Raw genomic sequence first — 13,328 nt, 5'->3', positions numbered from 1 at the left:
ACGCCCGAGAGGACCGACACCGGCAGCCGCTACGGACACCCCCGCGCCCGCCCACCGCTCCCGGCCTCCGCCCCCGCCGCTTCACCCGGCGGCGGGGCCGGGGCCGTCACGCCCGCGGCACCCAGGTCCGCCCCGGCGCCCACGCCCAGATCGGCCCGCATCGTGCCGCGCAGGGCCAGCCCGCGTTCCCAGAGGTCCTGGAGCGCGTCGTGGATCTCCTGGAAGGACCCGCCCGGCACCGGGTTGCCCTCCGCCAGCCGCATCGTCCGCGCGTACAGCTCCGCCATCGCCGAGGTCAAGGAGTCCAGCTCCGCTACCACCGCGTCGGAGGCGGTCATCTGGGCCTCGGAGAACGCGGCGTGGTGGCCCTGCCGGGCCGCCTCCAGCTCCTGGCGGTCCTCCGGCCCGGCCTCGCCCTGGTGCACCAGCCACAGGTGGTTCATCAGCTGGATCCGGAAGCGCCGGTACGCCGCGTTGGCCGCCACGTAGCTGTCGCGCCGCCGGTCGTGCTCGGCCACCCGGCGCTCGCGGATCCACTGGTCCTCGGCGGTCCGCTGCTGCCGGTCGAACTGGTCCGCCTGGGCGCGGGCCAGCAGCCGCTGGGACAGCACGGGCGCGAGGAGCGTGCCGATCACGCCGACGGTCGCGGCGGCCAGCGCGATCAGGGCGTTGCCCACGGTGTTCCTCCTGGGGTGTTCCGGTCGGCGGGGACCGCCCCATCCTCCCCCGCCCGGACGAACGCCCTTGCGCGGGGCCGGAATACGCCCGTACGCCCGTACATCCGCCCGGCGGGCCTACGTCCGGGGAACCGGGACCGGGGGGACCTGGGACCGATGCGCGGGCGCGGTACGGCGCGGATGCTGGTCGGTATGAGGGACTTCACCGGATTCACCGAGGCCGAGGTGGCCTACCTCGGCAGCCAGCCCCTGGGCCGCCTGGCGACCGTCGACCCGAAGGGGCGGCCGCAGGCGAACCCGGTCGGGTTCTTCCTCCAGGACGACGGCACGGTCCTGGTCGGCGGCATGGCGATGGGCACCACCAGGAAGTGGCGCAACCTGACGGCGAACCCGTGGCTCGCGCTGGTCGTCGACGACCTGGTCAGCACCCGCCCCTGGCGGGTGCGCGGGATCGAGATCCGGGGCGAGGCGGAACTGCTGACCGGGCCGCACGAGCTGGGACCCCACTTCAGCCAGGAGGTCATCCGCATCCACCCGGCACGGGTGCACTCCTGGGGCCTGTGACGGCCGTGCCGTGCCGGCCCCCAAAGAGGGGCCGGCCGGCACGAGCGGCGCCGCACGGCGGAGGGCCGCGCGGTCACCGGCAGCCAATCACCGATCACGAGTCACCGGCCACCGGCCACCGGCCACCGGCCACCGGCCAGCGATCACCGGCACCGATCACCTGCACCTGCACCTGCACCTGCACCGATGGGGCCTGCGGCCCCTCCGTCAGCCGCGGCCGCCGCGCTTCGCTGCGTAATTGGCCCGGCCCTCGGCCGACTTCAGCCGCCAGTCACGGCGGATCTCCGCCCGGAGGCGGGCGTCGGTCTTGGCCACGATCCGCTGGTTCTCGCGGAGCAGCTTGCGGTAGCTGTCCAGCCGCCGCTCGGGCAACGCGCCGGACTCCAGCGCCTCCCGCACGGCACAGCCGGGCTCGCTCTCGTGGGCGCAGTCGTGGAACCGGCAGTCCTGGGCCAGCTCCTCGATCTCGGCGAAGACCTGGCCGACACCGGTTTCCGCGTCCCACAGGCCCACCCCGCGCAGCCCGGGGGTGTCGATGAGGACGCCCCCGCCCGGCATCAGCAGGAGGTTGCGGGTCGTGGTGGTGTGCCGGCCCTTGCCGTCCACCTCGCGGGTGGCCTGGACGTCCATGACCTGCTCGCCCAGCAGGGCGTTGGCCAGGGTCGACTTGCCGGCGCCGGAGATGCCCAGCAGCACGCTGGTGCCGGAGCCGAGGACCGCGCCGAGCACGTCCATGCCCTCGCCGGTCAGGGAGCTGACCGTGAGCACCTGGACGCCGGGGGCGGCCGTCTCCACGTCCTGGACCAGGTACGAGAGGGCGGCCGGGTCCGGTACGAGGTCCGCCTTGGTCAGCACGACGAGCGGCTGCGCGCCGGACTCCCAGGCCAGGGCGAGGAAGCGCTCGATGCGGCCGAGGTCCAGCTCCGCGGCGAGCGAGACCGCGATGACCGCGTGGTCGACGTTTGCGGCGAGGATCTGCCCCTCGGAGCGCTGGGAGGAGGTGGAGCGTACGAACGCGGTGCGGCGCGGCAGGTACGCCTTGACGTACCGCGGGTTGCCGCCGGGTTCGACGGCCGCCCAGTCGCCGGTGCAGATGACCCGGAGCGGGTCGTGCGGGGTGACGAAGGCGGTGTCCGCGCGGACCGGGCCCCCGGCGGTGACGAGGTCGCACTGGCCGCGGTCGACCCGTACCACCCGGCCGGCGAGCAGGCCCTCGGCGGCGTACGGCGCGAACTCGGACTCCCAGGCCGCGTCCCAGCCGTAGGGGGCGAGGGCGGCGCAGGCGTCGGATGCCGAAGCAGCGGAAGAGGAGGAGGACGCAGCGGCAGAAGAGGAAGAAGAAGAAGCGAAAGATGCCTGAGAGGCGGAGAGAGACAAGGGGGACCCTTCACGGTGGGCGGTCCCGGCGGCACACGCGCTCGACGGCGCGGCGCAGAGGAAGAAGAGGTCAGCCGGAGACCACGGAAGTGGGAACGACGAGCTTCGGGATGCGGGCAGCGCCCAGCGCGACGGCAGTCATCGAAAGTCCACCTCCTGGTCGGATCCACGTGTCGGTACGTCCTGTCGGCACCCGAGCGGCGTCCCGCCCCTCAGGTACTCCGGAACCATAACCCTCCCCCGTGCACGCCCGTCAATTCTTTTTCCGCCGGCCCCGGCCGGGCGCCGCGCCGTGCGTCCGATTCCTTCAAGACCCGGCCGCCCGGCGGGGTCAGCATGGGCCCATGACCCCACGACTCGACATGATCGGCCTGGTCGTCTCCGACATGGCCGCCTCCCTCGCCTTCTACCGGCGGCTCGGCTTCGCGCTGCCCGCGGACGCCGACGCGCAGCCGCACGTCGAGGCGGAACTGCCGGGCGGGCTGCGGATCGCCTGGGACACGGAGGACACGGTCCGTTCCTTCGACCCCTCCTGGACCCGGCCCACCGGCGGCGACCGGCGCGAGCTGGCCTTTCGCTGCGACTCCCCCGCCGAGGTCGACGCGCTGTACGCGGAGCTGACGGGCGCGGGCCACCCGGGGCACCTCAAGCCCTGGGACGCGTTCTGGGGGCAGCGCTACGCGGTGGTGCTGGACCCGGACGGCTGCGGGGTCTCCCTGTTCGCGGCGCTGTAGGCGCCGAGGGTGGTCCCGGCCAGCTCCCTGACCTCCCTGGCCAGGTGCGCCTGGTCCGCGCAGCCGACGGCGTACGCGATCTCCGCGGCCGGCATGCCCGCGCGGGCCAGGGCCAGCGCGCGGCGCAGCCGGAGCACCCGGGCCAGCGTCTTGGGCCCGTAGCCGAAGGCCTCGCGGGAGCGGCGGTGCAGCTGCCGGGCGCCCAGGCCGACCGCCTCGGCCGTACGGGCCACCGAGTGCCCGGCGCGCAGGTGCGCCACGATCCCGGCGGCCAGGGGGTCGGGCGGCGGTGCAGCCGCGGCCAGCCGGGCGGCGAGGTCCTCCAGGGCGCGGGCGGCACCCGGCCCGGTGCGCTCCCCGTCCGGCAGCCGGATGCCGGGCAGCAGCTCGGCGAGCGGTACGCGCAGGTCGACCAGGGCGTGGGCCGGTACGCCGAGCAGGGCCGGGGCGGTGCCGGGCGGCAGCCGCAGACCGGCGAAGCGGGCGGCGGTCACATCCCCGGTGCTGTGGGGGCGGGTGTCCGTACCCGCGACCCAGAGGCGCCCGTCGGCCCACAGCAGGTCCATGCAGCCGTCCGGCAGTACGGGCGCGGCGGGCCCGTCCCCCGGCTCGGCCCGCCACACGACGGCGCCCGGCAGCACGCGGGAGGCGCGTTCCTGGTACACACCCCCACGCTAACGCGGCGCCCCCGGCCCCCGGCCCATGCCCCAGCCCCAGCCCCAGCCCCAGCCCCAGCCCCAGCCATGATCAGCCGGAAGGCCCTAGGGGTGCCGGTGGCCCTCCTTGCGCAGGCGGGCCTGGACGTCGTCCGGCGGCAGGAACTTCGACCAGCGCTCCGGGAACTCGGAGGGCATGTCGCCGCCGTCCTCGTCGTCCTCGGACTCCCCCTCGGCCAGCGCCCGCCAGGCCGCGGCGCGGGCGACCAGCTGGTGGGCCTCCGCCTCCTTGGCCCGCTCGTTGGCCTCCCGGGCGGCGGCGGTGGCGACGGAGGGCCAGACGCGGTCGATGGCGGCGTTCACGGCCGCGCCCACGAGCACGGCGAAGGCCGAGATGCCGATCCACAGCAGCACCGCCACCGGGGCCGCGAGGGAGCCGTAGATGGTGGGGCCCTCGACGGTGCTGGTCAGGTAGATCCGCAACAGGAAGCTGCCCAGCACCCACATCGCCAGCGCCACCAGGGCCCCCGGCACGTCCTCGATCCAGGGCGAGCGGACCGGCACGGACACGTGGTACAGCGTGGTCAGGAAGGCGATGGACAGCAGCGTGACCGTGGGCCAGTACAGGATGCTGATCAGCTCCGTGCCCCACGGGAAGACCGCGACCACCGCGTCGGGACCCACGACCATCAGCGGCAGCACCACCGCGCCGATGAGCAGGGCGATCACGTACAGCAGGAAGGCCAGCAGGCGGGTCTTGACAATGCCCCGGCGGCCGTCGAGGCCGTACATGACGGTGATCGTGTCGATGAAGACGTTCACCGCGCGGGAGCCGGACCACAGGGCGAAGGCGAAGCCGAGGGAGATGATGTCGGGCCGGCCGCGGCTGGTGACGTCGTCCAGCAGCGGCTTGGCCACGTCGTTGACGCCCCGGTCGGACAGGACCGTGCCGACGGCCCCCAGGAGGTTCTCCTCGATGCTGGCGACGGTGTGGGTGTTGGTCCAGCCGTCGACGTAGCCGAGCAGGCCGAGCAGGCCGAGGAAGAGCGGCGGCAGGGAGAGCAGGGTGAAGAAGGCCGCCTCGGCGGCCAGGCCCAGGATCCGGTACTCGATGCACGAGTTGACGGTGTCCTTCAGGAGCAGCCAGGCCATCTTGCGCTTGGAGACGTTGCGGTACAGGACCCGGGCCCTGTGGAGCCGCCCCGGAGGGGGCTCGGGTGTTTCATTTGCTGGCTGCACGTCCTTACCGTATCGGCATGGCAGCCACCACCCACACCGTCACCAATCAGGCCCCGCCGCTGGCCGGGTACGACGTCTACGCCACGGACCCGGCCCTCGTGGAGGGGGTGGCCCGGCACCTGGGGCCGGAACCGCTCGCCGAGGCGGAGGGGGAGCTGCGCGCGCTGGGGCGCGCCGCGGGCTCGTCCCAGGTGCAGGAGTGGGCGGCGCAGGCCAACGAGAACCCGCCGCGGCTGCGCAGCCACGACCGGTACGGGCACCGGATCGACGAGGTGGAGTTCCACCCGGCCTGGCACCGGCTGCTGGGCAAGGCCGTGGCGGCGGGGCTGACGGACGCCTGGGGCCGGCCGGGCGGGCACGTGCGGCGGACGGCCGGCTTCTACGTGTGGTCGCAGGCCGAGGCGGGGCACGGCTGCCCGGTGTCCATGACCCACGCGGCGGTGCCGGCGCTGCGCACCGACCCGGAACTGGCGGCCGCGTGGGAGCCGCTGCTGACCTCGCACCTGTACGAGCGCGAGCTGCGGCCGGCGGCCCTGAAGGCCGGGGTGCTGTTCGGCATGGGGATGACGGAGAAGCAGGGCGGCAGCGACGTACGGGCCAACACGACGGAGGCGCGGCCGCTGGACGCGGCGGGCGAGTACCTGCTGACCGGTCACAAGTGGTTCTGCTCCGCGCCGATGAGCGACGGGTTCCTGGTGCTGGCGCAGGCTCCGGAGGGGCTGAGCTGCTTCCTGGTGCCGCGGGTGCTGCCGGACGGGACGCGGAACGCCTTCGCGATCCAGCGGCTCAAGGAGAAGCTGGGCAACCGGTCCAACGCCTCGGCCGAAGTGGAGTTCGACGGGACGTGGGCGCGCCGGGTGGGCGAGGAGGGCCGGGGGGTGCGGACCATCATCGGGATGGTCGCGGCGACGCGGCTGGACTGCGTGACGGGCGCGGCGGCGGTGATGCGGCAGGCGCTCACGCAGGCCGTGCACCACACGGCGTACCGGAGCGCGTTCGGCGGGAAGCTGATCGACAAGCCGCTGATGCGGAACGTGCTGGCGGACCTGGCGGTGGAGTCGGAGGCGGCGCTGACTCTGGCGCTGCGGCTGGCCGCGGCGTACGACGCGGACACGGAGGCGGAGCGGGCGTTCCTGCGGCTCGCGGTGCCGGTGGCCAAGTTCTGGGTGACGAAGCGGTGCACGCCGGTGGTGGCGGAGGCGCTGGAGTGCCTGGGCGGCAACGGGTACGTGGAGGAGTCGGGGCTGCCGCGGCTGCTGCGGGAGTCGCCGCTGAACTCGATCTGGGAGGGCGCGGGCAACGTCCAGGCGCTGGACGTGCTGCGGGCGTTGCAGCGGGAGCCGATGGCGCTGAACGCCTTCCTGCGGGAGGTGGGGCTGGCGCGGGGCGCGGACCACCGGCTGGACGCGGCGGTCAAGGGGATGCTGACGGAGCTGGCCGACCTGGAGGGCATCGAGGCGCGGGCGCGGCGGCTGGTGGAGCGGATGGCGCTGGTGCTGCAGGGGTCGCTGCTGGTGCGGTTCGCCCCGCCGGAGGTGGCGGACGTGTTCTGCGCCTCGCGGCTGGGCGGGGACTGGGGGTCGAGCTTCGGCACGCTGCCGCCCACGCTGGACCTGGGCGCGCTGGTGGAGCGGGCGCGGGTGGCGGCCGGGCCGGAGTGACGGCACGTACCTGACCTGGGGCCGGAGTGATGGCAGGTACCTGAACGTGGGGGGCCGGCCGGAGTGACGGCACGTACCCGACCCGTGGGGCCGGAGCCGCGGGCGCGTGGCCGGGAGAGGGGTGTCCGCCGGGCGGCGGAGAGAGGGTGGCGGCGGCCCGTACGGCTGCGGACCGGGGTGGCACCGCGCCGACTCGGCACCACCCCCGCCACGTTCGCCCCGAGGAGGAGCTGCGACGCCGCCGAGCGGCGTCGCGGTTAGTTTCGGTCGGCCGACCGGGACTTGGCGAGAGTTGCATACCGTTGCAACGCTTTGGTGCGGAACCGTCCGCGAGGGGTCCCGGGGAGGAGCGCTCCCGGGGTGACCGGTCCGGTTCCGGGGCACGTCCGGTTCAGTACGGGGAGGATCCGGTGACCAACACCGCTGTCGACTTGGCCCGCCTGTCGGCCATGGACGCGGGGCAGGCCGCGCGCCTGCTCAAGGGCGTACGGGCGGCCGCCCTGGCCGGCAGGAGACCGCCGGCCGCGCCGCGTCCCGAGATCGCCGAGTCCTGGCGCCGGATGATGGCGGGCGGCGTGCACCCCGACCGGGACGCCCGCTCCCGGATGCTGTCGGTGGCCGAGACGGAGGAGCGGCGGCAGCTGTCGCCGCTGCGGCAGCTGCTGCCGGTGCTGCGGGAGGGGCTGCTGCCCACGCTCGACGAGGCGCTGCACATCATGGTGGTCGCCGACGCCGAGGGGCGGCTGCTGTGGCGGGAGGGGCACGCCTCGATCCTGCGGAAGGCGGACCGGCTCGGCTTCGAGGTGGGCGCGGACTGGGACGAGGGCGTGGTCGGGACGAACGGCGTGGGGACCGCGCTGGTGGCCCGGCGGCCGGTGCAGGTCTTCTCGGCCGAGCACTTCGTCAGCAGCCACCACGACTGGACCTGCGCCGGGGCGCCGGTCCACGACCCGCGGGACGGCTCGCTGCTGGGCGTGATCGACGTGAGCGGTCCGCTCGCGACCATGCACCCGGCGACGCTGGCCTGGGTGTCCTCGGTGGCCCGGCTGGCGGAGAGCGAGCTGCGGCTGCGGCACCTGCGGTCCCTGGAGGGGCTGCGGGCGGTGGCCGCCCCGCTGCTGGCGCGGCTGCCGGGGCGGGCCCTGGCGGTGGACGGGCAGGGCTGGACGGCGGCGGTGACCGGGATGGCGCCGCCGGGGCGGGTGCCGCTGCCGAAGTCCTTCGGGCCGGGGCGGGTCTGGCTGCCGGCGCTGGGCGACTGCGCGGTGGAGCCGCTGCCGGGGGGCTGGCTGATACGGGTGGAGGAGGCCCGTACCGGCGGGGAGGTCTCCCGCGTGGTGCTGGACCTGAGCCGGCCGCGGCGCTGGTCGGCGACGGTGGGCGGCAGCGCCGGGGAGTGGACGCTGGAGCTGAGCCCGCGCCACGCGGAGCTGCTGTTCCTGCTCGCCGCGGACCCGCGGGGTCGGACGGCGGCAGAGCTGGCGGAGGAGATCTTCGGGGACGCGTCGCGCACGGTGACCGTGCGGGCCGAGATGTCCCGGGTCAGGAGGCACCTGGCCGGGGTGCTGGCGCACCGGCCCTACCGGTTCCAGGAGTCGGTGGGCGTCGAGGTCGTCATGCCGGAGGACCCCTCCGACCTGCTGCCGCACTCGACCGCGCCCGCTGTGATCAGGACCCGCTTGGGGCGCGAGGGGCACCCGTGATTCCCTGGCAGGCATGAGCATCACTCTCACCACCTGGTCGCTGGAGCAGACCTCGCCGGACGACCTGCGGCCCGCGGTCGTGCCCGGCGACGAGATCCGCGTCGAGCGGGCCGAGGTCCCCTCGCCCGAGTTCAGCCGCTTCCTGTACGCCTCGGTCGGCCAGGACATCCACTGGACGGACCGGCTCTCACTCACCTACGAGGAGTGGGTGAAGGTCCTGGAGCGGCCCGGCGTGGAGACGTGGGTGGCGTACGACCGCGGGACCCCGGCGGGGTACATCGAGCTGGACCCGCAGCCGGACGGTGTGGTGGAGATCATGTACTTCGGCCTGCTGCCGGCCTTCCGGGGCCGCCGCATCGGCGGACACCTGCTGACCGTCGGCACCGCCCGCGCCTGGGACCTGGCGGAGCGCTGGCCGGACCGCGAGCCGACCCGGCGGGTCTGGGTGCACACGTGCAGCCAGGACGGGCCGACGGCGATGGACAACTACCTGCGGCGGGGCTTCCGGCTCTTCCGGACCGAGACCGAGGAGAAGGCGGAGGGCCCGACGCCCGGGCCCTGGCCCGGCGCGTAGTGCCGTCCGGCGGTTCTTCCGGGCCGCCGGGTAGGCGCGGGCCCGCCCCTACCCGGCGGCCGGACGGCGACGAACCCCGGCGGCACGCCCGCCGCCCGGCGGCGCGCACCGCGTCGGACCCCGCGATCGCCCCTCCGGGGCCGCCGGCCGTCACCACCCTCCCCCGCCCCGGACGGGCGCCGGGGCGGAGGCCCTGGCGCCCGGTGCGTGATGCCGCCCGGCGGTTCGTTCGCGGCGGCGGGACCCCTGCTCGGCGGCCCGCATCGCCGCGGACTCCGGGCGCTTGCACTCGGCTCGGCGGCCCGCCCCGCGACGGCCCCCGGCAGTCGCCCCTCCGGGGCCGCCCGGCACGGACGGCGGCCGGATCGGGCCCCCCGGGGCCGTCTCCCCCAGGCGTGCCGGCACGTGACCCAAGCCACAGCGTCCCGCATTTCGAGACCCACGCGTCCAAATCGCGGACACTAGTGGACTCCTCCAAGCGCCGCATGCCAGGCTTCCGCCATGACTGGAGCTGGAATTGCCTTGGTGAGTCGGCGGCACGTCGACCTCGGCCGCGTGTCCAGCGCCATCTGTCCGGCGCGCTGACGGAACCAGCCACGCCGTAATTTCGCCGTCCCCGTCGTCGCGGACGCGTCGATCCCCCTGAGGCCGGAACAGGCCCCCGCACACCCGCAGCGGGGCCCGTTTTGCCGCACCCGGAAGCATTTGTCCCGGGTCACCGCAGTAACGGGGTCATTCCGCCGCCACCTGTCCCCTTGCCTTGAGCCGCCACAGAAGGACGTACCGCCATGGCCGCCACCCCCGAAAAGCCCGCCGCCGCCGTCGCGCGCCGCAAGACCGGCCGCCACCGCGGAGAAGGCCAGTGGGCCGTAGGCCACTTCACGCCCCTCAACGGCAACGAGCAGTTCAAGAAGGACGACGACGGTCTCAACGTGCGGACACGCATTGAGACGATCTACTCCAAGGCGGGGTTCGACTCGATCGACCCCAACGACCTGCGCGGACGCATGCGCTGGTGGGGCCTCTACACCCAGCGCAGGCCCGGGATCGACGGCGGCAAGACCGCGATCCTGGAGCCGGAGGAGCTGGACGACGAGTTCTTCATGCTGCGCGTCCGCATCGACGGCGGCCGCCTCACCACGCAGCAGCTGCGTGTGATCGGCGAGATCTCCGAGGAGTTCGCCCGCGGCACCGCGGACATCACCGACCGCCAGAACGTGCAGTACCACTGGATCCGCATCGAGGACGTCCCGGAGATCTGGAACCGCCTGGAGGCGGTCGGTCTCTCGACCACCGAGGCCTGCGGTGACACCCCCCGCGTCATCCTCGGCTCCCCGGTCGCCGGCATCGCCGAGGACGAGATCATCGACGGCACCCCCGCCATCGACGAGATCTACCGCCGCATCGTGGGCAACAAGGACTTCTCCAACCTGCCCCGGAAGTTCAAGTCCGCCGTCTCCGGCTCGCCGCTGCTCGACGTGGCGCACGAGATCAACGACATCGCCTTCGTCGGCGTGAACCACCCGGAGCACGGTCCCGGCTTCGACGTCTGGGTGGGCGGCGGCCTGTCCACCAACCCCAAGCTCGGCGTCCGCCTCGGCACCTGGGTCTCCCTCGACGAGGTCCCGGACGTCTACACCGGCGTCATCTCGATCTTCCGCGACTACGGCTACCGCCGCCTGCGCACCCGGGCCCGCCTGAAGTTCCTGGTCGCCGACTGGGGCGCGGAGAAGTTCCGCCAGGTCCTGGAGGACGAGTACCTGAAGCGCAAGCTCACCGACGGCCCCGCCCCGGACCAGCCGGTCCAGCAGTGGCGCGACCACGTCGGCGTGCACCGCCAGAAGGACGGCAACTTCTACGTCGGCTTCGCCCCCCGCGTCGGCCGCGTGGACGGCGCCACCCTCACCAAGATCGCCGACATCGCCGAGCGGCACGGCTCCGGCCGGGTGCGCACCACCGCCGAGCAGAAGATGATCGTGCTCGACGTGGCGGAGGCCCAGGTCGAGCCGCTGGTCTCCGCCCTGGAGGCGCTGGACCTGCGGGTCAAGCCGTCCCCGTTCCGGCGCGGCACCATGGCGTGCACCGGCATCGAGTTCTGCAAGCTGGCGATCGTCGACACCAAGGGCCGCGGCCAGACCCTCATCGAGGAGCTGGAGCGCCGCCTGCCGGAGTTCGACCAGCCGATCACGATCAACATCAACGGCTGCCCCAACGCCTGCGCCCGTATCCAGGTTGCGGACATCGGTCTCAAGGGACAGCTCGTCCTGGACGACGACGGCAACCAGGTCGAGGGCTTCCAGGTGCACCTGGGCGGCGCGCTGGGCCTGGAGGCCGGCTTCGGCCGCAAGGTCCGCGGGCTGAAGGTCACCTCGGCCGAGCTGCCCGACTACGTCGAGCGGGTCGTCCGCCGCTTCGAGGAGGAGCGCGAGGACGGCGAGCGGTTCGCCGCCTGGGTCGCCCGCGCGGACGAGAAGAGCCTGTCGTGAGCGAGCGCGCCGCACCGTTCTACTGCCCGTACTGCGGCGACGAGGACCTGTTCCCCAACGAACAGGGCCACGGAGCCTGGGAATGCCGGTCCTGCAACCGCGCCTTCCAACTGAAGTACCTCGGGCTGCTGGCCCGCGGCTTCCAGTCGAACGGCAACGGAGGGGACGGGATATGACCACCGCTCAAGACACGGATCTCAGGACCGCGGAACTCAGGGCGCTGGCCGAGCGGGCGGGCCGCGACCTGGAGGACGCCTCCCCGCTGGAGATCCTCGCCTGGGCCGCCGAGACCTTCGGGCCGCGCTTCTGCGTCACCTCCTCGATGGAGGACGCGGTCGTCGCGCACCTGGCCTCGCGTGCGTTCCCGGGGGTGGACGTGGTCTTCCTCGACACCGGCTACCACTTCGAGGAGACCATCGGCACCCGTGACGCGGTCGACGCGGTGATGGACGTCAACGTCATCACCCTCACCCCGCGCCAGACGGTCGCCGAGCAGGACGCCGAGTACGGCCCGAAGCTGCACGACCGCGACCCCGACCTGTGCTGCGCCCTGCGCAAGGTCAAGCCCCTCGAAGAGGGCCTCACCGGCTACGACGCGTGGGCGACCGGCCTGCGCCGCGACGAGTCCCCGACCCGGGCGAACACCCCGGTGGTCGGCTGGGACGAGAAGCGGCGCAAGGTCAAGGTCTCGCCGATCGCCAAGTGGACGCAGGAGGACGTGGACGCGTACGTCGTCGAGCACGGCGTGCTGACCAACCCGCTCCTCATGGACGGCTACGCCTCGGTGGGCTGCGCCCCCTGCACCCGCCGCGTGGCGGACGGCGAGGACGCGCGGGCCGGCCGCTGGGCGGGCCGGGCCAAGACCGAGTGCGGACTGCACGGCTGATGACGGAACGCACCGAAGTGACGGAAGCTACGGAGAAGCAGATGAGCGTGACCGGCCAGGGAGCCACCGTGTGGCTGACCGGTCTGCCGAGCGCGGGCAAGACCACCATCGCGTACGCGCTGGCCGAGCGGCTGCGCGGCGAGGGCCACCGCGTGGAGGTCCTGGACGGCGACGAGATCCGCGAGTTCCTCTCGGCGGGCCTCGGCTTCACCCGCGAGGACCGCCACACCAACGTGCAGCGGATCGGCTTCGTCGCCGAACTGCTGGCCGGCAACGGCGTCAAGGCGCTCGTCCCGGTCATCGCCCCGTACGCGGACAGCCGCGAGGCCGTCGCCAAGCGGCACGCCGACGCCGGCACCGCGTACCTGGAGGTCCACGTGGCCACCCCGGTCGAGGTCTGCTCCGAGCGCGACGTGAAGGGCCTGTACGCCAAGCAGGCGGCCGGCGAGATCTCCGGTCTCACCGGCGTCGACGACCCGTACGAGGCTCCGGCCGCGCCGGACCTGCGCATCGAGTCGCACACCCAGACCGTCCAGGAGTCCGCGGCGTCGCTGTTCGCGCTGCTCAACGAGAGGGGACTGGCGTGACCACCGCCGCGCACCTGCACAACCCGGCCGCCGACGCCGACGCGCCGTACGCCCTGTCGCACCTCGACGCCCTCGAGTCCGAGGCGGTGCACATCTTCCGCGAGGTGGCGGGCGAGTTCGAGAAGCCGGTGATCCTGTTCTCCGGCGGCAAGGACTCCATCGTCATGCTGCACCTGGCGCTCAA

General features: G+C 73.8%; 14 protein-coding genes and 1 pseudogene. 11 read left to right on the top strand and 4 right to left on the bottom strand.

Going from position 1 to position 13,328, the window contains the following annotated elements; all coding sequences use genetic code 11:
• Window positions 1-29: 29 nt before the first annotated feature.
• Complete coding sequence (locus ACIF6F_RS03430) at window positions 30-677, bottom strand: hypothetical protein (RefSeq protein WP_399940616.1); 648 nt, start codon at window positions 675-677, stop codon at window positions 30-32.
• A gap of 192 nt (window positions 678-869) precedes the next feature.
• Here ACIF6F_RS03430 and ACIF6F_RS03425 point away from each other — a divergent pair, with 192 nt between their 5' ends.
• Entirely contained in the window at window positions 870-1,241 is a 372-nt protein-coding gene (locus tag ACIF6F_RS03425; protein ID WP_399940614.1) for a PPOX class F420-dependent oxidoreductase, read from the top strand.
• 207 nt (window positions 1,242-1,448) lie between these two features.
• Here ACIF6F_RS03425 and rsgA read toward each other — a convergent pair whose 3' ends face one another.
• Window positions 1,449-2,618 (bottom strand): ribosome small subunit-dependent GTPase A, encoded by a 1,170-nt coding sequence (gene rsgA, locus ACIF6F_RS03420; protein ID WP_399940611.1) that lies wholly within the window; start codon window positions 2,616-2,618, stop codon window positions 1,449-1,451.
• Window positions 2,619-2,962: 344 nt separating this feature from the next.
• Between rsgA and ACIF6F_RS03415 the strand changes: the two genes are divergently transcribed.
• Window positions 2,963-3,352, top strand: coding sequence for a VOC family protein (locus tag ACIF6F_RS03415; protein ID WP_399940608.1), 390 nt, complete (start codon window positions 2,963-2,965; stop codon window positions 3,350-3,352).
• On the opposite strand, the gene ACIF6F_RS03410 is transcribed toward ACIF6F_RS03415, so the two are convergent.
• Both ACIF6F_RS03410 and ACIF6F_RS03405 read right to left on the bottom strand, forming a co-directional pair.
• On the bottom strand, window positions 3,295-4,017 hold the full coding sequence (locus ACIF6F_RS03410) for a helix-turn-helix domain-containing protein (protein WP_399940605.1): 723 nt from the start codon (window positions 4,015-4,017) through the stop codon (window positions 3,295-3,297). The two genes, ACIF6F_RS03415 and ACIF6F_RS03410, sit on opposite strands and share 58 nt — an antisense overlap.
• A 96-nt stretch (window positions 4,018-4,113) precedes the next feature.
• Window positions 4,114-5,247, bottom strand: coding sequence for a YihY/virulence factor BrkB family protein (locus tag ACIF6F_RS03405; RefSeq protein WP_399940602.1), 1,134 nt, complete (start codon window positions 5,245-5,247; stop codon window positions 4,114-4,116).
• A gap of 17 nt (window positions 5,248-5,264) precedes the next feature.
• Between ACIF6F_RS03405 and ACIF6F_RS03400 the strand changes: the two genes are divergently transcribed.
• The 9 genes and pseudogenes from ACIF6F_RS03400 to ACIF6F_RS03360 form a co-directional block, all read left to right on the top strand.
• Complete coding sequence (locus ACIF6F_RS03400; RefSeq protein WP_399940599.1) at window positions 5,265-6,908, top strand: acyl-CoA dehydrogenase family protein; 1,644 nt, start codon at window positions 5,265-5,267, stop codon at window positions 6,906-6,908.
• A gap of 410 nt (window positions 6,909-7,318) precedes the next feature.
• Window positions 7,319-8,611: a GAF domain-containing protein gene (locus ACIF6F_RS03395; RefSeq protein ID WP_399940597.1), complete on the top strand. Its 1,293-nt coding sequence runs from the start codon at window positions 7,319-7,321 to the stop codon at window positions 8,609-8,611.
• Window positions 8,612-8,624: 13 nt separating this feature from the next.
• Entirely contained in the window at window positions 8,625-9,185 is a 561-nt protein-coding gene (locus ACIF6F_RS03390) for a GNAT family N-acetyltransferase (protein ID WP_399940594.1), read from the top strand.
• Window positions 9,186-9,686: 501 nt separating this feature from the next.
• Complete coding sequence (locus tag ACIF6F_RS03385) at window positions 9,687-9,770, top strand: putative leader peptide (RefSeq protein ID WP_399942109.1); 84 nt, start codon at window positions 9,687-9,689, stop codon at window positions 9,768-9,770.
• Window positions 9,771-9,973: 203 nt separating this feature from the next.
• Window positions 9,974-11,671: a nitrite/sulfite reductase gene (locus ACIF6F_RS03380; protein ID WP_399940591.1), complete on the top strand. Its 1,698-nt coding sequence runs from the start codon at window positions 9,974-9,976 to the stop codon at window positions 11,669-11,671.
• Entirely contained in the window at window positions 11,668-11,847 is a 180-nt protein-coding gene (locus tag ACIF6F_RS03375) for a hypothetical protein (protein WP_399940589.1), read from the top strand. The genes ACIF6F_RS03380 and ACIF6F_RS03375 overlap by 4 nt, the downstream gene beginning before the upstream one ends.
• Complete coding sequence (locus ACIF6F_RS03370) at window positions 11,844-12,557, top strand: phosphoadenylyl-sulfate reductase (protein ID WP_399940586.1); 714 nt, start codon at window positions 11,844-11,846, stop codon at window positions 12,555-12,557. The genes ACIF6F_RS03375 and ACIF6F_RS03370 overlap by 4 nt, the downstream gene beginning before the upstream one ends.
• Before the next feature lie 41 nt (window positions 12,558-12,598).
• Complete coding sequence (gene cysC, locus ACIF6F_RS03365; protein ID WP_399942106.1) at window positions 12,599-13,144, top strand: adenylyl-sulfate kinase; 546 nt, start codon at window positions 12,599-12,601, stop codon at window positions 13,142-13,144.
• Window positions 13,145-13,158: 14 nt separating this feature from the next.
• A pseudogene (locus ACIF6F_RS03360) lies at window positions 13,159-13,328 on the top strand (sulfate adenylyltransferase small subunit); the annotation flags it as partial.

The sequence above is a fragment of the Streptomyces sp. NPDC086023 genome, assembly GCF_044540325.1.
Lineage (GTDB): Bacteria > Actinomycetota > Actinomycetes > Streptomycetales > Streptomycetaceae > Streptomyces.
Note: the sequence above shows the minus strand (reverse complement) of the source record. Positions and strands in the feature narration are given on the sequence as shown.

What these genes read in the sequence shown, in the direction of transcription:
- ACIF6F_RS03425 (WP_399940614.1), top strand. Translation starts at nt 870, where the DNA reads ATGAGGGACTTCACCGGATTCACCGAGGCCGAGGTGGCCTACCTCGGC.
- ACIF6F_RS03415 (WP_399940608.1), top strand. Translation starts at nt 2,963, where the DNA reads ATGACCCCACGACTCGACATGATCGGCCTGGTCGTCTCCGACATGGCC.
- ACIF6F_RS03400 (WP_399940599.1), top strand. Translation starts at nt 5,265, where the DNA reads ATGGCAGCCACCACCCACACCGTCACCAATCAGGCCCCGCCGCTGGCC.
- ACIF6F_RS03390 (WP_399940594.1), top strand. Translation starts at nt 8,625, where the DNA reads ATGAGCATCACTCTCACCACCTGGTCGCTGGAGCAGACCTCGCCGGAC.
- ACIF6F_RS03385 (WP_399942109.1), top strand. Translation starts at nt 9,687, where the DNA reads ATGACTGGAGCTGGAATTGCCTTGGTGAGTCGGCGGCACGTCGACCTC.
- ACIF6F_RS03380 (WP_399940591.1), top strand. Translation starts at nt 9,974, where the DNA reads ATGGCCGCCACCCCCGAAAAGCCCGCCGCCGCCGTCGCGCGCCGCAAG.
- ACIF6F_RS03370 (WP_399940586.1), top strand. Translation starts at nt 11,844, where the DNA reads ATGACCACCGCTCAAGACACGGATCTCAGGACCGCGGAACTCAGGGCG.
- cysC (WP_399942106.1), top strand. Translation starts at nt 12,599, where the DNA reads ATGAGCGTGACCGGCCAGGGAGCCACCGTGTGGCTGACCGGTCTGCCG.